The sequence below is a fragment of the Magnetococcus sp. PR-3 genome (assembly GCF_036689865.1).
Taxonomy (GTDB): Bacteria; Pseudomonadota; Magnetococcia; order Magnetococcales; family Magnetococcaceae; genus Magnetococcus.
The window spans coordinates 40,952-60,926 of the sequence record NZ_JBAHUQ010000003.1 but is presented as its reverse complement, the minus strand read 5'-3'; the positions used below and the strand labels follow the sequence as shown (position 1 = coordinate 60,926).

Sequence of the window (19,975 nt, the reverse complement as noted above, 5' to 3'; positions counted from 1 at the left end):
TGATGAATCTTAAAGCTAAACTGATTGTTCCAGTTTTGCTGCTATTGGTTGTGACTGCAGTGGTGGTTTTACAGGTCTCCCGTGGGGCGTTAGAGGACAATACCCGTATTCTGCTTGAAGAACAGATTGCCACCAAGGTTGTATCCATTGATCAAAATATGGCGCGTATGAGCCGTACAGCGCTGTTGGCCTCGGCCATCATTGCCAATCTGCCTCAAGTAAAAGAGGCCTATACCCTGCAAAAAACCGATGAGGCTGCTGCTCGTTCGTTACTGGCCAAGCATATGGCACCCATTAAAAAAACGGTTGAACAGATTACGGGTATGAAGCGGTTTCGGGTACATTTTCATCTACCCCCTGTGCGCTCTTTCCTACGTATCTGGAATGGTACTGGTGGGGATGATTTGTCTGGTTTTCGCAATACTGTGCGTCAGGTAAATGCACAAGGTAAACCGGTTGAGGGTATTGAGATCGGTCGTGGTGGATTTGTGCTTCGTGGTTTGGCACCGATTTTTGATGATCAAGGTAACCAGGTTGGTTCACTTGAAACGCTCTTACCGATGTCAGAGTTGATTAAAAAGTCGAAGGTGTTAGCGGTAGAAGAGCTGGGTGTACTGTTGCATGACAGCTATTTGGATATTGCAAAAAAGCTTAAGAAATCCAACCCTAAAAAGGCTGGCCAATTTGTTTACACAGGATCAACCAAAGGTTTTTTACCCGCTTTGGTTGAGCCCGATGCGCTACTGGCTGGTATGCAGGGTAACCAACAGCGGCGTTATGATCATTACACGCTGGCATATCATCCGATTAAAGATTTCTCCGGTAAATCAGTGGGTGTGGTGGTCTATCAGTTAGATATCGCCAAAGTTGAAAACAATCAGCAAGCCATGATCACCTACCTGTTGGTCACCATTATTGCCATGATGGTGGTTGCGGGTCTGGCTTATGCGTTGTTGGTTGGCCGCTTTATTCGACGTATTGGCTATATTGGTAGACAGATTGGCGGTATTACCGGTGGAGATGTCACCCGTCGTCTGGATATTCCATCCAAACCTGATGAGTTGGATAGTATTTCAACCAATTTCAACGCCATGGTTCACACCTTATCGTTGACCTTACGTCGGGTCTCTTTGCAAGCAGATAGTTTAACCGCTGCCGTTCGTCAATTGGGAGAGGTTAAATATGTACTGACTGAAGATGCCCATGCCATCCGCGATAAAGCCCGTCAGACCGATGCTGAAACCCAGCGTCAGGTTGAGGTTGTGACACAGATTAAAGATGCGGTGGAACAGACCAATACCCATATGGATAGCATTTTAATGCAGTCGGGTGATTTGGCTCAAAGTATGGATGGTGTGGCGGGGGATGCGGAATCAGTCTCTGGGAATGTGACTACCATGGCAGCTGCAGCTGAGCAGATGTCGATGAATGTTGTGGGTATGCAACATAACATTGAGCAAGTTAGTGACTCCATGGGCAGCGTGAGTGATTCAGTCGACGAGATGCGCCACGCGTTGGGTGGTGTGGCCAAGCGTTGCCAACAGGCCCGTAATGAGTCCGATCGAGCCAGTTTACAAACCGATGAAGCCCGCGGTGCCATTACGCAACTGTCCGGTTATACCCAGGAGATCGGTAAGGTGGTTGATCTGATCAACTCCATTGCCGAGCAGACCAACATGCTGGCTTTGAACGCTTCTATTGAAGCCGCTGGTGCGGGGGAAGCGGGTAAAGGGTTTGCCGTGGTGGCGAATGAAGTGAAAGAACTGGCCACACAAACTTCTGAAGCAACCCAAAGCATTGCTGAACAGGTAGACGCCATTCAGCAACAGACCCGCGCGGTGCATGATGCAACCGGTGCTGTTGAGCAGATTGTGCAAAATATTAACCATGCCAATCTTGAAATTGCAGAGGCTGTTGAGCTGCAAACCCATGCCATTACGGAGATCAACCAATCTGTCGAGCAGGTGACGGACTCCTCTCGCACCACAGCTGGCATGGCTGAGGAGTTGGCCAGTGCCGCCAGTGAAGTGGCCCAATCAGCCGGTATGGCGGCAGGCGGGGTGGAGCGTATTGCCTCATCGGCATCGGCATCCGCCCATGCAACTCATGAAGTCTCTGCGGCCAGTGAACAGGCCAAGGAACAGATCACTGCGCTGTTCCAGGTTGCAGAAGAGGTCACTGAGGTGGTGCATCAGGTTGAACAGAATATGGGTGAGGTCAAAGATCTCTCCCGTTATATGGAAGCCTCTGTGGCCCAATTTGGTACCTTGGTGGATATGGTTGGCAACAGTACGGAGAATCTGAACACCACCATGATCTCCCTAAACTGGGGTGAACCACCCTTTGATGTGGAGTCGGTTAAAAAGGCCCACCTAAACTGGCTTACCCGTTTGAGCCACGTCATTATGAATCGTGCCACGATGGAAGCCCATGAGGTGACCGATGCTCATAGCTGTGAATTAGGGCAGTGGATGGACCAAGAGGGGCAGTCGCAGTTTGGTCAATTGTCCATATGGCAGGAGGCGGTTTCGGTTCATGAACGGATTCACAACTTGGCCAAAGAGGTGGTGACTGCCAGCAACGCAGGGGATTTGGCAACAGCCAATAAACTGTTTGGTGACTTTAACGCCTACCGTATTAACCTCTTTGAAAAGCTGGATACCATCTATGTGGGTGAAGAGGCCAATGATGAGCAGGTTGCGGTGGTGTGGAAACCACAAATGAGTGTGGGTGTACAAATTTTGGATCAAGACCACCACCGTTTAATCAACTATATCAATCGTCTGGCTTCTGCTCATGAAATGGGACAATCTCATGTCGCTTTGGCGCGGGTACTCAGGGCGTTGGTGGACTACACGGTTTTCCACTTCCGTCGTGAGGAGAGCATGATGGCCGAGAGTGGATATGAAGGGGTGGAAGCCCATAAAGTTGCCCATGGTAAGCTGGAAACCAAAGTACAAAACTACCATCAGCGTCTGGATACAGAAGGTGTGGCCATGACTACAGAGCTCTTAACGTTCCTTAAAGGTGAGTTTTTGGAGCATATCCTACATTCGGATCAAAGCTACTGTGGCCACTTTAAAAAGCAAGGTATTGTCTAGGCCTGCTCTAGATACATGGTTGGTCTGCGTTGGAAGATAAAAAAACCCCCTATCCAATTGGATAGGGGGTTTTTGTTTACCATGAACTGGGTTTGTGTCGACCCCGATGTGGATGGTGTTTGCTTTTAACGGGTATCGGTATAGGTTGCATCTGCCGTGGCGGAGAGAGCCATGAAAGAACCAAACCAATAAATTTACCCCGACTGCCTTTATCTTCCGGTTCGGCCAGCAACATAACAGCCATACCCATTTGTGCGCTGGCCAAGGTCAGGCCCATGAAGAAGGTAAGCACGGCAATGATCAAAATAGGCGAGCTTGAACCTAAAATAAGCGTCCCCATTTGGTTAAAGTTCCAATAGATCATGGCCGCAACGGTGGTTGCTGATAAAGCAAAGCCGATTAAGGTGTGGCGCAAAAGAAAATTGGCCAACTTGAAGTTGTACATCGGAGGGCCCCCCTACACACGATGTCTTAAAGATATACATAAATCGTTATACACCATTATGACAAAACCTTGAGAAGTGTCAATACAGGGAATGCTGTGTAGTTTATAGGGGTCGTATGGAGCGTAGAAAAATCAGCAAGATGGTATTTTTTGTGATAATTGGGCAAACTGAAAGGGTCATGAACTCACCATACGCAAAGAAAGAGTACCTATGGATCCCATGGACCCCATGGATTTTGAATTAGAACACCAAGGTGCCGATATTCGGCCATGCCCCTATTGTGGATGGCGTAATACCCCAGCTGGGTTTAGAAATCATCGTCCTTACTATGAGTGTAAAGGGTGCCAGACCTGTTATACCGAGCTGACACAAGCCCAACAAAAGAAGGTTGAGGAGCCATAAGGCTATACTTCAGGGGTTTTGCCGTTATAGGTATTTATGAATACGGATCGGGTAGAGGGGGGCATCGCTATCGCTGCCCATCTTTATGCTTCTCTTGGTTGAAACTGCTGTATCGCTTCCAACAGCTGTATTTTACGAATCGGCTTGGTCAGGTGCATTTGGCTGCCAGCTTGTTTACTTCGCTCAATATCCTCACGCATGGCATGTGCGGTTAATATAATGACCGGTAAGCAAGCCAGCTTCTGTTCCTGTTCCCACTGACGAATCGCCTCTGTGGTCTCATAACCATCCATACTGCCAGGCATCTGCACATCCATCAGTACCAGGTCAAAGTGTTGATCTTTGACCATCTGTAAAGCTTTATCCCCCCCAGTGGCTTCTTTGAGTTGATGGGGCGTTTTCTTTAAGAATGCCCGCAGTAATCGGCGATTATCCGCGGCATCATCCACCACCAGTATATGCATGGGCAGCACGGTTTGATCGTGTTGTGAAATCTGTGCTTGGCCATGGGCGTGATGTTGTGGTTTTTGGGCCAGATTCAAAGGGAGAATAAAGTAGAAGGTACTGCCCTTTTCAGGTTCACTCTCCACACTGATCTCACCATGCATGGCGTCCACCAAACGTTGGCAAATGGAGAGACCAAGACCTGTACCCCCAAACTTACGTGCCGTGGCCGCTTCAGCCTGAGAGAAAGGTTGGAAGATGGTGACCAGTTTATCTTCAGCAATACCAATACCGCTATCTACCACCTCAAATCGAATACGACCATCTGGTAACGTACTAAGTGTGACGATGATCGAGCCTTGTTGGGTGAACTTTAAGGCATTACCTAGGAGATTGAGTAAGACTTGGCGTATGCGTTCTGGGTCACCTTCAACATATTGGGGGACTTCCGATGAAATATCGCAGGTTAGGGTAAGGTTTTTCTCCTCAGCCTTAATACGTAAAATATCCAAAGTCCCTTGGATCAATCTGTGCAGATCAAAAGAGATCTGTTCCAGGCTCATCTCTCCAGCTTCAATTTTGGATAGATCCAGCACATCATTGATCAGAGCCAACAACGCCTCACCGGCTCGGTTAATGGTTTTGACGTGATAGTGTTGTTCGGTATCCAGATCACTCTCTAGAAGTAGCTCAGCCATACCCAATACCGCATTCATTGGGGTACGAATATCATGGCTCATGGTTGCCAAAAAGGCACTTTTGGCACGGCTGGCATCTTCCGCACTACGTTTGGCCTCCCGCAGGGCCTGTTCCAAGGCCATGCGTTGGGTGATATCCCTTTGGGATTCGACAATCTGTATGACGTCACCGGCTGCATTAAAAATGGGACTGGCGGTGATCTCCACAAAAAAAGGTCGCCCGGCGGTATCTTGATGGTTGTGCACTAAACGTACGGTTTTTCGCTGTTCAATAACCGCCTGTAGCGTACAAGGGTCATTTATACCATCACAGGGGTACTTAACACGGTGGGTTAATTCGTGGCATGTTACCTCACCAATGGCAACCTGACCCTGGCGGCTATAGAGCTTTTGGGCGGCTTGATTGAGCATGGTGACCCGGTAATCATCCACATTGACCACCATGGTGGCATCGGCCAATGTATCGATCACGGTTTGTATATCCTGATGGGCTTGTTCCAGCTTTTGTTCAGCTAGTTTTTGATCTGTAATATCAATGATGTAGCCATAATAATGGGTAATGTCACCCGTGCCGTTACGTAACAGGGTTGTGATATCCCGGATCCAGCGGCGCTTGCCTTGAGCATTGACCACTTCATAGGGTTCATGCTCAAACCAATCCCGTTTTTGTTGGGTGGCTTGTTTAATCTCACGGGTAACCCGGCTTAGATATTCTGGTACCACAATGCCGGTATAGCTGGACTCACCCTGTAGGAAATGTTTGGTGTGGTAGCCAAGAACTTCCGTCAGGTTTTCTGAGACATATTCCACCGGCCAGCCATAGCTGTTGCGCCATTTAAAAATGACACAAGGGCCTCCAATAAAGAGATCACGCTCTGCTCGAATGGCTCGGTTTAGGGATTCAGCCTCTTGTTGCCAACGGGCGCGTTTTTGTCGGTTGAGTAGCAGCAGCAACAAGAGTAGAGCTGCGAGGGTGGTGGTGATGGCATAAAAGGGTAATAAACGTTTAAACATACGCATGGTATGTTCATCACGCAGATGGTTGGGGGAGTAGGCAATGAGCTTCCAGCGGCAACTTTGGCAGACCCCTTGTTGGTTGCCCACCATTTTGGGTAAAGAGAGTGTGGTAAACTCATAATGTCCCTCAGGTCGTTCCACAAAGTTGCGTTCATGGGTTTGAATAATGTGCCAGCTGCGGGGGTTGTGCCACGCAAAATTATCGCCATTATGCTCTGAGAACATAAAAGCCCACTCCTGCTCCCGGCGAAATCCCAATAGATAGTAGCCCTGTTCATTTAACATGAGCAGGTGACCCCGATAATCGGTTGTCAGGTTACGTAGGGCATCTAAACTATGTTTGCCCAGATAGTTAAGTATGATCACCCCAAGCTTGTCACCCTGGCGGTTAAAAATGGGTGTTGCCAGACGAAGCATCGGTTTAAACGGCACCTCAACCTGTTTATGTTCAATATTTAGATCCAAGGGTGAGATAAAGATCTGACCGGCATTAAGGGCGATGGATTCAGTAAAATAATAGCGGTGTTTTTTGGATTGTAAGGTGTTCTTTGTTACCGCCACAGGATCCCCATAACCGTAATTAATACGGATAACTTCATCCCCATGCAGGTTGATCAAACGGATCTGGTCATAACGCCCTTTTAATTGGCTCATGGCCAAAAAATGTTGGGTTAGTGCCTGAATATGGGATGCTTCTGGTGTTGGGGTGGTATCCATCCGCTGGATGAGCGGATGGCTGGCCAGAAACATGAGGTCACTCTGTACATCTTTAAGGTCGACACTTAACCGATCCCGTGCCTGTTTTAAGAGGGCGGCAGATTTTTGGATCTGGTTCAGATCAAACTGATGTTGGCTTTGACGTAATTGAAAAGTAAACACCGTACCAATGGCCACAAGTATCAGCAGGAATAGCAGAAGATAGCTACTCCACTTGAACTGACGAATCTGTTTCCAGGCGGTGTGGACAAAAGCCATGGATGCACCTTTACGCCATTAGAGTGGGTTCTTCCTGTGTTTGAGTTTCCGTGACGGCCCGAAAGACCACAACCGCTCCGGTTATCTCATCCTCTTCAACAATGGCTGTGCTGATGTACTCAGCGGCAAAGCCACTGCCATCTTTACGCCATAACCACGCATTGGTACTGCGCAACGTTTGACCGTTGGTTAATACTGAGGTAATTGGGCAATCCTGTTCAGGAAAAGGCTTACCGTCTTTATAGTGATGGTGCCACATGGCATGGGTGGGTTGACCAATTAACTCATCTACCGACCAACCCAATATGTGTGAAGCCGCTGGGTTAACAAAGGAGTGACACCCTTGAGTATCAATCCCTAAAATTCCATCTCCAGCAATATCTAGTATGGTGGTTTTAAGCTGCTGTTCGCTGCGGACATCCTGCTGCAGTTTTTTGATGGAAGAGAGATCATTGGCGACACCAATGAGTTGCTGTATATCCCCTTTTTCATCTCTAACACAGGAGATGGAGAACAGCACAGGTAGTGAGGCACCACCTTTGGTGAGAAGCTGTTTTTGAAGGGTAAAATGGTCTAATGCCCCTTGACGCATTTTTTCAAATAGGGGGATCTCCTGGCTCATCTGCAGCGGGTCTGTAAAATCGTTTAAATTTTTCTGACGTATCTCACGGGCACTGTAACCGGTCATGGCACAAAAGGCGTGGTTGGCGCGATCCAAACGGCCATCGGCGTGGGTTAAAACGATACCTGAGGCAACCTGTTCAAAGGTGGCCCGCATGCGCATTTCACTCTCTTGTACTTTTTGTTGACGGCTTTTTAGTGCGCGGTTGAGCTTGATAACCCGTCGGGTTAGCCAGGTCTGGATCAATACAACGAATAGGATCAATACCATCCAATACCAATACGTGTGAACCACCCGTCCAGGCGATAAGGTATTAAAGGTCTCATAAGGTGGAAGCTGAAGATCTTGCAACAGCTCATGAATACTCTGGTAGTTCTCTGGGATCGACCAACCGGCAATCCCGGCTTTTAGCGCGGCCGGTTCTTCAGCAGTTAGCGCCATCAAAGCCATGGCTACTTTTAACGCCAGCCGATTATCCGTATGCCGAGCTTTGGCGACGGGCCATTCTGGATAGAGACGGGTCGAGACTAAAAGCGGAAAGCCCTCATGCTTGAGTGGGCGGATGACCTGAAGTTGATTTAAAGTAATACGACCTTCCTGAACCATTTTTTCCAGGTGACCTGTACGTACCACACCTGCTTCAAAGCGTCCTTCCAAAACCCCTTCTACCACAGGATCATGGTTGTTTAAGAAGGTGACATTACTAAAATCACCGCGGTTTAAACCATGGTTCTGAAAAGTTTTCAAAGCCATGATCCAACCCCCAAGAGAGGTATCATGAACAGCGGCTAGGCGCGCATTGGCCAGATCTTGAATGCGGCGGAAATTTTGGTTGTATTTGCGGGTAAAGATAACACTGCCAAAGCGGGTAATGTTCTGTTTGCTGGAGAGCCGGTTCTTTAAGGTAACGATACGTTGAACATTAAAACGTACCGCCAAGTCTGCGTAGATCGCTGGGTTGGTGATGGTGAGATCCACCAACTCTTTTTCAACCAAAATAGGGGCTTCTTCAAACTGCATGGGGACAATGCGAAAACGATGCTCTGGAATTTTTTCACTTAAATAGCGTGCGGTTGCCTGCCAACGTTCCAGTGCTTTTTGGGGGCCCCGTTTGGCTAAAACCCCAATACGTATCTCATACGCATCAGCTGCCCAGCTAGGCGGTAGCCAAGCCAGTAAACACAGACCGATCACCATCGCCACCCAGGTCTGTTGTTTTTTCATTCCCTTGATGTTCATGAACCACCCAGCTTTGTTGGTTAAACCGCGATGACGGATTCGGCCAGAGCATCCATAAATTGGCCACACCGGTGACAATGGCGTGCCCCTATTTAAAAACAATGGATAAAAAAAGCTTTGGGTAAAATGATTACCTCTAAAGGTATCCTGTTTTCTCTTCTTTTGCAGCAGGATGTCCACACAAAAACAGACAAAAGCTCATGCTTTGAGACATCATACACCATGAATCTGTATTTTTTTGAGGGGGGTTAGGGTGGGTGTTTGGCAGGTTGTTTAGAAAACATTCAATATATTCAGAAAGATATAACTATAGAAATGGATGTGCTTTGCAGAATGAAAAGGCACCAGCAATGTCACAGAGAGTTACCAAAAAAATATCGTTTATGGCACATTTGCAGGGAAAACAGATGTTAAGTGGTGGTTTATCATGTTACATGCGAAAGGTAAGTTGAACATTCAGTGGTGAGGAGGTGCCCTTAAAAGCCGCCTTCATCCATATTATCCATAAAAGGTTTGCTTGTCGTAATACGGATAACTTCAAAGGTACGATGGGCCCCGAGCATTTGTAGCGTCTGAGTAACGTTCTCAGAAGGGTTAAATAGCATCACACGGCCTTGGCTGCCCAGATGCTGTTTAAGTGCGTGAAACAGACCAAAGGCGGCACTGTCGATATAGGTAACCTTCTCCAGGTAAATCTTAAACTGTGTACCAGGCGGGTGTTCGGCATAAGCATCCTGAAAAGCTGGGATGCTGTTAACATCAAAGCGACCTGCCAGGGTGAGAATAACAACCCCAGTATCTTCATCGACCTGTTTGGATAGTTCTAACATGCTCCCCCCCTTATAGATTTCTTCAAGTATGGGGTGGAGCTGTTAGAGATGCAAATCTAAATGGTCTTGATCACGGTTCTGTCAGGGTTGCCCAGGAAAGACCCAATAGACCTGAAGGCCGGTTGGGGCCACCTTGACGGGTAAATAGAAGATCCAGATCTTGACCCGTTAACAGAGCTCGAACCTGACAGACGGGGTTTAATGCATCAGGAGATTGATGTTGTATTTTGGGCGTCTGTTCTTTAATGGAGATCTGTTGTAGCTGCTTGTTAGGTTCCCGTACCACAATTACTTCATGGTTTTTGCGGGTCAAGCTCATGCCACATGGTGCAGGGGAAACACCACCCAGGTCCCGCTGTTCAATACCGAGTGGGCCCCAGCGTAGCCACTGACCTTTACCTGTCTCTTCATCCCGCCACAGCATACGCACACCATCGGTTGCACTACGTAGGTCATGCAGGGTGTATGTGCCATGGGGTAGGCTGGCCATGGTTTTTTGTAGGGTTGGGTTATCAATGGGTGCCCAACTACGGCTACCATTGGCTATATGCCCTTGCAACAGCTGTAGTGAGAAGTTCGATGTTTGGGGTTGAAGTTTGAGCAGATCAATCCGGTAACCCCCTTCAACCGGCGCCCCATCCACCAACAACTCTTCGGCTTTATCACCGCCGCTGGAGCTTAGCAGGGTGGCACTACCCCACTGCAAACCACCATTATGGGAAAAACGCATGCGGATCTGAATCATATTGGCCAACTGCTGTTGGTATATGAGGATCAGCTCTCCATCAGGGGTTTCCAATAAAGTCATACCTTTCACCTGTTCATCCCCAATTTGCTTAGGCGGGGTCCAGGATCGGGTATTGTCGGCGTGGTGGGTGCGCTGGACCAAAAGGCGATTTTGAGCATCATGATGCACCACCACCACTTTGCCTTGATGCTTACCCTTACGGATAACATGCAGTATAGGCTGCTGGTTATGGTTGAGTGCATCACCTAACTGTACCGCTTGAAACAGCTCATCGGCATTGCGGCGTCCTAAAAAGAGTGCCCCACGGTTGGTTCGCCACGCAAAATAGCGGCTCTCTTTCCAATAGTCGGTCATTGGACGGCTCTGGGGGTCCATATGGGCATCCAGCGCAACCCGTACAATCCCTTTAGGAAAAGGGCTTTGCGCCATATAGGCCAAAATGGCCACAACAATGACTATTAACAGCAGAGAATATTTTAAAATGGCACGTAACATCATGATAACGCTTCACCCCAATAACCAGTGGTTCAGAAGAGAGTGAAGGTATCACACCCAGGCAAACCCTGCCATGTACCTTAGCTGGCATTCAATCCCGACTTTACCCTTAAAGGTTATCCCCGTAAGATGAAAACGATGATTTACACTCTATGGGGTAACCATACCGATGGATGATGCCGAATTTTTGGAAGGTTTGCTGCACCTGGAGTCTGAACTGGAACAGGCCCCCGTGGTGCGTGAAGGGCATGACTACACCATGCTCACCAGCTTCTATCTGGAGAGCTTGCCCCGTGCTATGAACTGTGAGGGAGCCCAGCTTTTTTTGCTGGATGGCAACCAGTGGTATCAGGTTTTTGCCGACCCGCTCCACCGGGAACCAGCCACACTGGAGAGCAGCAGTTCGATCATACGGTGTGTGGAGAGTAATCAGGCTGTTTTAACCCGGCAACCAGGGCGCGAGGCACGGTTGTGCATGCCGCTGATCAGTCGGGTACGGAGGCGTGTACTGGGTGTCATTGAGCTCCAGCGTAGTGGTTCTGATGCCCAGTTTGATGCGGAAGATCTGAAACGGTTGGAACCTGGGGCAGAAAATCTCTGCCAAGCTTTGGATAACCTTTTGGTGACCGGTGCTTTTTTAACGGAAGATGGTCAGGAGTTACCCCACCTTCCCCCTGTTGATACCTCCATTCGCAGTGTCGGCGTGGTGGCGGAGAGCGGGGTGATGAAAGAGGTCTTTGCCTTAGCCAACACCTTAAGTGCAGTGCCGGTTAATGTTTTTATCAGTGGGGAGAACGGTACAGGCAAAGAGGTGGTCTCCCGCTATATTCACGACAACAGCGCGGTTGCAGAACAACCTTTTGTGGCGGTTAACTGCGCTGCTATTCCGGAATCCTTAGCTGAAAGTGAATTTTTTGGCTACGAAAAAGGGGCTTTTACCGGTGCCGTAGGTAGCCGTAAAGGTCATTTTGAGGCAGCTCATGGGGGCATTCTGTTTTTGGATGAAATTGCCGATCTTCCCCTCTCCATACAGCCAAAATTTCTGCGTGCACTGCAAGAGCAGGTAGGCCAACGTTTGGGTGGTCAAAAAACCATCGACTACCATTTTCGGGTGATCAGTGCCACCAATAAGGATATTCGCCAAGAGGTGACAGCAGGACGCTTTCGGGAAGATCTGTTCTACCGTCTGTTTGCGGTCGATATTCATATCCCCCCTCTACGGGAGCGGCAAGAGGAGGTACTGCCCCTGGCCCATGCCTTTTTACAGGATATCAACAACCGCTTTGGTAAAGAGGTGGCCGGATTATCCTCAGAGGTTTCTCAGTTGTTTCAGAGCTACCACTGGCCAGGCAATGTGCGCCAACTCCGCCGAGAAATTGAACGGCTGGTTGCCTTAACCCCCGATGGCGAGCCTATTGGGTTAGGGGCCTGTTCGTCAGAGCTACGCCATGGTTCCGCTACCTCAGAACCGTTGGAAACCTCTGCCTTACCCCTTACGGGCATGGCACAGCCCATGACTGGGGATTATTATCCGCTACAGCCCCATCAACCTCTGGCCCCACAGTTGGCTCAGTTTGAACGTCGACTCATTGAGATGGCACTGGAACAGCATAACCATAACCGTACCCATGCGGCCAAACAGCTGGGTATTACCCGCCAGTGGTTACTGAAACGTCTGCGCCGTTATGAGCAGGAGGATGGGGTGATGGATGACGGGTGATGTGCCGAGCTACAGACAATCGTGTGCAAGGGTATGAGAGAGTCCCCTTTGTGGCCAAGTTAGGGGATGGAAGGCTCTCATCACCATGGGCTATCAAGCATTGGGCTCGGTTGGATCATCTCCTGAGAAGGGGCATAGATTGGTTGAATTGATCGGGCAACCTCACCCTACCCATGCTCATGCAAGTCACCGTGGTGGGTTTATCTCCTCAAGCATGGATAGGGTTGGATCGGTACAGGTAAGTGATCCTCTTAATAAGGGCGTGATCAAAGGGGTGCTTCCGTATATTAAAAATACAACTGAGCAGGGTTGTAACCCTAAGATCGGTGATCTTTACCTCCCTCTCATCAGGCACAATGATCGAACACCCTCTATGGGGAAAAAAGATGCACATGGTTAACTTTGCGCGTACCATCAGCGGCTGAAAAGTCACATTTATATTAGTAATGCATAGATTAAAATGATCATAAACAAACGATTAGATGGTTCTATAGGATCAATAGGAGTGTCAGGATGACACATATCAGATTGGCAAACCGTTCCGATCAACCCACCATTATCGATCTGGTTGCTCAGTTGCTGGATGAGATTATGCAGCGTAGCGGTGGCAAACACTTTGATATGGATCGCAAACAGAGCCTCTCGCTTTTAGAGGAGTGGCTGAAGGATGGCTCCTACTCTGTGCTAATCGCTGAACAGGCACAGGAGATTGTAGGTTGTGCCACCATGGTAGAGAGCCGTTCTCTTTACGCTGGCGGGAGTTTTCTATCGGTACCTGAACTCTATGTTGTACCGGCACTACGCAGCCATGGTGTTGGTAAATTATTGTTGGATGCGGTCATCGCTCACGCCCAAGCCAACCGCTGGGATCGTATTGAGCTGACCACTCCCCCTTTGCCAATGTTTGACAAAACGGTTGCCTTTTATAAGCAAAATGGGTTTGAACGGGCAGGGGGTTATAAGATGAAGCGTATCATCCAAAAACCCATTTAAAGAGATCTCTAGATGGGGCAAGCGATCAGCGGTTTAAAGTCAATGGGGATGTTACGCAGTTCCAAAAGCTGTTTTTGGATGGGATCCAAGCGTTTTTTACCTAAGGCAATCTGAAGATCTTTTAAGGTATCCCCATGTTTCATGACCAAGCACTGCACCCGGTCAACATGGTCGGTATCAACCAAGACTAAATTATAATGTACCGGTTTTTCAACCTGTACACCCATCTCATGCAACTGCCCGGTATCCAAATGAATACCCGCCAGATCAAGTAGATGTCCGGTAATACCATTGCGTCGTTTGAGCTCAGGTAACTTACAACCAATCGCCAGCAGCTTGGGTAGGATCTGTAGCTTCCCAATCTCTTCAAAGCTAATACGGAGCTCCTGCTCTGGGACAGAGAGGATCTCACCACTGGGGAGTTGCAGGGTGCCTTCCAACTGGGCGGGCATGGCAATCATCAAGCCCTTTTGCAACAGAAGACGATGTTTACGCTTAAACTGCTTATACCATGCTTTGTACAGTTGGGGGTTAAAACGACCCCCTGTAGCCATCCGGTTCATCTCAATCAATGTTTCCAAAGGTGAGGCGGGACCTTTTAAGCTGTAGCCTTCTCGTAGGGCGGAAAAAACATCTGCAATACAGACCAGTTGAGCAATTTCCTGTTCCTGGGGTGAGTAGAGCTGACTGGGATCCCCTTTTAATTCTGTATAGTCACTGAGGATGCCATAGCCACGGCTGTCAGGTTTAAAGCTCTCATGGTGGGCCCCGGCGCAGAAGGCCGATATATCGTGCAGCTCTTCATTATTAGAGAGCATGAGATACCCAATCAGGGGGTGGCGTTCCACCTCTTCACGCTGGGCTTGGTTCAACGGTCCTCGATGGTTAAGGATATCCTTGCTCACCGCCGCTTTACCTACATCGTGCAACATGCCCGATAGGCCAGCTTGGATAACCCGCGCCTTGGGCCACTGCATCGCTTTGGCCAGCTCCACACAGAACAGAGCAGTCTCTACCCCATGTACCACCGTGGGCTCATCATGCTCACTAAGCTCTTTAATGCTCTCAGCGGCAAATTCGGTATAGTGGTCCATAATCTCTTCAAGCAGACCACCGATCTCTTCCTTAAAGGGTTGTAAATCTAACCGCCCTTTACGTTTGAGCACCTCCATCGCATCACGGGTAGACTTGACCCCTTCAGCAAAGACCACAGCACGGGTGGCATCAAACATGGCATCCAGTCGGGTTGCCGCTTGCTTAACGGTATCTGCAATCTTAGGTTTGGCAAAAACCTCTTCAATACCCAAATTAATCAAACGGGCAACGGTGCGGGGTTCCAGATCTGATCCACTGGTTAAATAGGTTACACCATCTAACACCACATCACGGGTTAAGACCAATTTGGCGTGCAGGATCTCATCATCCAGCGGATAAGACTTTTCAGCGGAAGCGGTACCGCTATGGGAAGAGGAAGAAGCAGTCATGGATGCAACAGGAAGTCTCTGTGTAGGCCGATAACGGGAAGAACCGGTCACAGTATGCCATGTCATATCCATAGAAGGCAGAACCTTTCACATATAAATAGAAAAAAGGTGGGTTAGCCCCACCTCGTCTCCTTGTCATCCAACTACTTGCTGTGTGCAAACCACTTACTGACACCCGGCCACTTCATTTTGTTATTCATGTGGCTTAGGTCATAACAGGCGGATGTAGATACCACGACACTTTATTATAGATGGGACGCTAAACCCCAATACGTGCGACGTCTTGACCGGTGCCCTTACCAGTCTTAGCGATGTTTGGTCGTGGTATCTACACCTGCATAAAGCGCATGGTTGTGTAGGGGTACATCCATGCGCGCATAGTCCGCCAATTGGGACGGACGATAATGGTCACGTCTCAGGCCCCCAACCAGGGAGCTGTTGCCCGTAACAGCACGCCCGTAGTGAGGTTGAACCTGAGAGGTGACCGACGACTCCGGGGAAGCCGAATAAATACGTATTTCCTGCGGGGTCTGTTTCACCACCGACCCTTGCCCCAAGGCGATCACCACAATGGCCATGGCCACCGCATGCCACAGACAACAACCCATCCAAGACTCTGTAGGTTCTTTAGGGTAAAGCTTGCCAGACATGGTTGAGCTCCTTGATGACATGGTGTGGGATCAAACGCCCACCCTTGTCTTTCTATAGCGCAAAGCCAGGGCCAATCTTATAAATGTATAAATACACCATAATTTACAAAGTGATAGGATGTCTTAGATCATTTTTTAACGGGGCCATACTTACCCTTGAAATGTAAACGATCAATAACATCTAAGAGGGGCCATATGTACATAGAGATAGAGAGGAAGGGCGTTTGGTTGAATGTTAACAAACGTATACAGTAAACAGATGCATACGGTTAGAGTGGGTTTGGGCACAATAGGGTCTAAATTTTCCCCTATGGGGTGTTGATGCTCCCTTTTTTGCCCAGTGTGGGGTAGGGATGATCTGTACAAAGTATAGGTAGGCGCCAAAAAAAGTTCTAAATATATCCTATATATTTCAAGTGTGTACAAATGTAGATCTGTCTGTTTTGCGAAATTGGCAGAGAAATTGGACTAGGGGATAGGCAGAAACGATGGGGTCGCATGCGGCGGCTACCGTTGGTTTGGATGGATATTGAGGCGGTGTGATGGCCCCAAATGTTGCAACCCATCCAAACGTAGGGGGTCGGAATGCGCCGTACGTTTAAATCCGGTAAGGGTGGCTTGTTTACCCTTGCTGTATTGGAGTCGTATTGACCGCGCGACATAAGGCCAAAACATCAGCCCAGTGGGGTGGTGCTAAGCCCATAATCGCCCCATGAGCGCGGGGATACGATGTTCAAATGGAGATAAACCAATGAACACACAAGGTCAGATCAACCAGCAGGTAACCACCCTTATGGGTTGCCTGATGCGTTGGGAACACCAGCCGGAAAAACGTAGTTTGATGTGGCGTTTAGCCATTAGCAATCTACGCAATCAGATGGAGACGTCACTGGAAGACAGTGATCTCGACAACATGGTCGATCGTATGGATCTGAATGCCGTTTATCGGCAGCTCAAACCATCGATTGCCCAAGAAGCTGCAGGTCGGGTACCCGATGCCTGTCCCTACAGTATGGATGATCTTTTTGATCCCTACTTCTGGCCCAATGAGTAATCCAACTGAGTCCTAAAGGTGTGGATGCACAAAAAGGGGACCTTTTCGAAGGTCCCCTTTTGTTGATCACATCACTTCCTTCCTGCCTACCTTACGGCCTTTCCGCACCTATCTGCATGGTATCCTCTCCCTGAATGAGATAATGGGAACCAAATTGGTTCTATATTAGTCAATAATAATATAGCAACCTTTTCACCCACGCTGCCTAAGGCACGATGGGTGTGGACCCTTAGGAGAAACAACCATGCAGTTGATTCCCAATTTTCCCCATGATGGTGTGGTCACCATTAACCGAGTGGTTTTAAAAGCAGCCTATGATGTGGACGATCTGCAAGAGCGGGTCGCCGAGCTGTGTGAAAATGTAAAAACCTACCATAGTGAAACCGGTTTTATCGGCGGAATGGTCACCATGAACAGTGGCCAGATCTCTAATGAAGGGAGTGATAGGGGGCAGCCGGTGAGTAGTCCACTAAAAGGACGTGAGGCGCTGATTATTACCTTTTGGCGTAGTTATGAAGAGCATGAGGCTTCGCACCGAAGTGAAACATTTCAACCCCTTTTCGAAAAGGTGTTGGCCTTATGTGAAAATGGTAATGAAGAGATTGCCTATGACATGCTCTGGGCAGGCCGGGCCTATGACCCAGAAACGGCCAAGCAGGCCCAAGCACGTAAAGCCCAATATCAAGCGGCTTAAACACGCGTATTGATGAAGATGCCTTTCCGTGCGCTGATTATGCGGAAAGGTATCTTTTTCTAACCATAAATCTCAATTTATATGTATTCACTTATCCAAAGATATCGAATTGATGTTTATAATTGGATAAACTAACCATGAGCGGAAGTTATTCAATGTATCTGTTTCGGTCCACCCATCTTTATAAGATGTGGGGCTGGATGGTATGCAAACAATTAATACATATGTTTTACCGTATGGAAGTGGGTGTGGAATGATTCAAACAATACGGGGCCGTATCTCTTTGACATTAATTGCCATTGTGGGTGGTGGTGCGGTTGTTTTATCACTGATGTTGGGTTGGTTTATTCTGTATGAAAATATGATGGAGGATACCAAAGCGAAGGCCATGACACTGCTGCAGCGTTCGGGGCAGATGTTTATGGTATCAACCAAAAAATTTCATACCCAGTACAATGAAGCGGCATCTGAAGAAGAGAAAGATCAGGTCCGGGATGATTGGATGCGCACCATCTTTGCGGTAGATGATGCGGTCACCAGTGATTTTGGTAAAGAGACCATCCGGGTTCGTTTGATCGGTGATGCTGATATTTTCCCCTTGGCCCCTTATGGTGGGGATAATACTAAAATTGAAATTCCCTTTGAAAAAGAGGCCGCCATCGCCTTGAAGGATGGCAAACAAGGGGCTTTTGAACAGATTGATGATACTCACTACCGTATCTCTGTACCCTTGCATACCAAGATGCATGATGGCTGTGCCGAGTGCCATTTACAGGACCCTAAAGATCCCAAGCAAGTCATGGGAACCCTGAATGCCTACGTGCCCCTCTCTGGACCAATTGCTCAGGTTCAGGCTGTCACCAGTCAAGCGGTGATCATGGTCTTGCTGCTCTGTTTGATCATTGGTTTAACCGTGTATTGGAGTGTCAGTCGTCTGCTCAAGCGGGTAGAGGTGATTAAAGATGGTCTACAGACTTTGGCACAGGGGGATAAACCCGACCTGACCCAGGAGCTACCCGTTGGGCGTCGTGATGAAATTGGTGAACTGGTAGAAGGGTTTAACCAGTTTGTACAGGTTATCCGTTCCATTGTTACCCAAGTTCAGCAGGGCTCTCATCAGTTGGTGGATGCCACACGGGCGGTCCATACCCTCTCTGGGGATATGCGTACCGATGCGGGGCACATGCAGGGTCACGCCCAGGATGCCACAAGCTCAGCTGTGCAGATGAATGATGCTGTCGCCTCACTGCATAGTGTGACAGGTGAGGTAGAGCGCTATCTCACGATCTCCCATGACTCCACCCAGCATATGTCTGCCAATATGAGTACCATTGCCAGTGCCGCGGAGGAGGCTTCTACCAACCTTGGGACGGTGGCAACGGTTTCTAATGAAGTGAATACCGGAATGGAAACCGTCCGGGATATTGCCCAACGTACCCATGGTAGTGTGAACCATGTTGCCCAATCGGTTTTGGAGCTGAAATCCGCTCAGGATCAGGTAAGAAGCCGTTGTCAGGAGGCCAGCCAGGAGTCTCAACAGGCCAACGAAGGGGCTGATGCCACCATGAATGAGGTAGAAAAGCTCTCCAGCATGGCGGCTGAAATTGTCAAAGTAGTCGAAATTATCAATAACATTGCTGAGCAGACCAACATGTTGGCATTGAATGCCGCCATTGAGTCCGCCGGTGCGGGTGAAGCGGGTAAAGGCTTTGCGGTGGTGGCCAATGAGGTCAAAGAGCTGGCCAGTCAGACGGCGGATGCCACGGGTATGATCTCTGACAAGGTGGAACAGATTCGGAATAGTACCCATAGAGCCCATAAGCAGAGTGAAAAGGTACGAGACCAGATCCGGCGTATCAGTACCTATAATATGGAGATCAACAGCTCGGTTGATGAACAGAACCTTACCCTTGAAGGGGTCGCCCAAGCGATTGATCAGGTCGCTCAAGAGACAGCGAATGTGGCGGACTTGGTATCCAATGCCTCGGGTAATATTGGGGATATGAGCCGAAATGTCAGTGAGATCTCCTACGGTATTGATGAAGTGACGCAAAATGTTTCTGAGGCTTCCAATAATACCGGTGAGGTCACCCAAAACATGAACCACGCCACGGAACAGAGTACACAGGCCCGTGAACATTTTGAGGCGGTGACTGAAGGGGCGCAGGTGATCCATAAGTTATTGGAGAACCTAACCCAGCAAGCCAGCATGGTACGAGGACGGAGTGATGGCTTGGATGAGAGTATGCAGAAGATTTCTAAGGTGGGTGTGGGTCTTGAGCAGTTGATGGATCGTTTTAAGGTCTAGGTAGATACCGACTGACACCGTTTAAAAAGCCTGAAGGGGTACGATCCCCTTCAGG

14 protein-coding genes are annotated in these 19,975 nt (G+C 48.7%); 7 read left to right on the top strand and 7 right to left on the bottom strand.

Features of this window, described 5'->3' with window-relative positions:
• The first annotated feature begins 2 nt into the window (after positions 1 to 2).
• The gene (locus V5T57_RS03235) at positions 3 to 3,101 is read left to right on the top strand and encodes a bacteriohemerythrin (protein ID WP_332889720.1); all 3,099 of its coding nucleotides are present in this window, start codon (positions 3 to 5) and stop codon (positions 3,099 to 3,101) included.
• A 76-nt stretch (positions 3,102 to 3,177) separates the two neighbouring features.
• Here V5T57_RS03235 and V5T57_RS03230 read toward each other — a convergent pair whose 3' ends face one another.
• Complete coding sequence (locus V5T57_RS03230) at positions 3,178 to 3,546, bottom strand: hypothetical protein (RefSeq protein WP_332889719.1); 369 nt, start codon at positions 3,544 to 3,546, stop codon at positions 3,178 to 3,180.
• 211 nt (positions 3,547 to 3,757) lie between these two features.
• On the opposite strand from V5T57_RS03230, the gene V5T57_RS03225 reads away from it, so the two are divergent.
• Entirely contained in the window at positions 3,758 to 3,949 is a 192-nt protein-coding gene (locus V5T57_RS03225) for a hypothetical protein (protein ID WP_332889718.1), read from the top strand.
• A gap of 83 nt (positions 3,950 to 4,032) precedes the next feature.
• Here V5T57_RS03225 and V5T57_RS03220 read toward each other — a convergent pair whose 3' ends face one another.
• From V5T57_RS03220 to V5T57_RS03205, 4 genes are all read right to left on the bottom strand, one after another.
• Entirely contained in the window at positions 4,033 to 7,083 is a 3,051-nt protein-coding gene (locus tag V5T57_RS03220; RefSeq protein WP_332889717.1) for an ATP-binding protein, read from the bottom strand.
• 10 nt (positions 7,084 to 7,093) lie between these two features.
• The gene (locus V5T57_RS03215) at positions 7,094 to 8,944 is read right to left on the bottom strand and encodes a PhnD/SsuA/transferrin family substrate-binding protein (protein ID WP_332889716.1); all 1,851 of its coding nucleotides are present in this window, start codon (positions 8,942 to 8,944) and stop codon (positions 7,094 to 7,096) included.
• A gap of 476 nt (positions 8,945 to 9,420) precedes the next feature.
• Positions 9,421 to 9,774 carry an STAS domain-containing protein gene (locus tag V5T57_RS03210; protein ID WP_332889715.1) on the bottom strand — a complete coding sequence of 118 codons (354 nt, stop codon included), beginning with the start codon at positions 9,772 to 9,774 and terminating at the stop codon, positions 9,421 to 9,423.
• Positions 9,775 to 9,844: 70 nt separating this feature from the next.
• Positions 9,845 to 11,020 carry a hypothetical protein gene (locus tag V5T57_RS03205; RefSeq protein WP_332889714.1) on the bottom strand — a complete coding sequence of 392 codons (1,176 nt, stop codon included), beginning with the start codon at positions 11,018 to 11,020 and terminating at the stop codon, positions 9,845 to 9,847.
• A 166-nt stretch (positions 11,021 to 11,186) separates the two neighbouring features.
• Here V5T57_RS03205 and V5T57_RS03200 point away from each other — a divergent pair, with 166 nt between their 5' ends.
• The gene (locus V5T57_RS03200; RefSeq protein ID WP_332889713.1) at positions 11,187 to 12,737 is read left to right on the top strand and encodes a sigma 54-interacting transcriptional regulator; all 1,551 of its coding nucleotides are present in this window, start codon (positions 11,187 to 11,189) and stop codon (positions 12,735 to 12,737) included.
• Between the two features lie 513 nt (positions 12,738 to 13,250).
• Positions 13,251 to 13,730 carry a GNAT family N-acetyltransferase gene (locus V5T57_RS03195; protein WP_332889712.1) on the top strand — a complete coding sequence of 160 codons (480 nt, stop codon included), beginning with the start codon at positions 13,251 to 13,253 and terminating at the stop codon, positions 13,728 to 13,730.
• 8 nt (positions 13,731 to 13,738) lie between these two features.
• Here V5T57_RS03195 and V5T57_RS03190 read toward each other — a convergent pair whose 3' ends face one another.
• Together V5T57_RS03190 and V5T57_RS03185 are read right to left on the bottom strand one after the other, a co-directional pair.
• Complete coding sequence (locus tag V5T57_RS03190) at positions 13,739 to 15,286, bottom strand: HD-GYP domain-containing protein (RefSeq protein WP_332889711.1); 1,548 nt, start codon at positions 15,284 to 15,286, stop codon at positions 13,739 to 13,741.
• A 233-nt stretch (positions 15,287 to 15,519) separates the two neighbouring features.
• Positions 15,520 to 15,864, bottom strand: a complete 345-nt coding sequence (locus V5T57_RS03185) for a hypothetical protein (RefSeq protein WP_332889710.1) — start codon at positions 15,862 to 15,864, stop codon at positions 15,520 to 15,522.
• 751 nt (positions 15,865 to 16,615) lie between these two features.
• Here V5T57_RS03185 and V5T57_RS03180 point away from each other — a divergent pair.
• From V5T57_RS03180 to V5T57_RS03170, 3 genes are all read left to right on the top strand, one after another.
• Entirely contained in the window at positions 16,616 to 16,918 is a 303-nt protein-coding gene (locus V5T57_RS03180; protein WP_332889709.1) for a DUF29 family protein, read from the top strand.
• Between the two features lie 244 nt (positions 16,919 to 17,162).
• A complete protein-coding gene (locus V5T57_RS03175) occupies positions 17,163 to 17,612 on the top strand; it encodes a ligand-binding protein SH3 (RefSeq protein WP_332889708.1) in 450 nt (149 codons plus the stop codon).
• 253 nt (positions 17,613 to 17,865) lie between these two features.
• Positions 17,866 to 19,920 (top strand): methyl-accepting chemotaxis protein, encoded by a 2,055-nt coding sequence (locus V5T57_RS03170; protein WP_332889707.1) that lies wholly within the window; start codon positions 17,866 to 17,868, stop codon positions 19,918 to 19,920.
• Positions 19,921 to 19,975 lie beyond the last annotated feature (55 nt).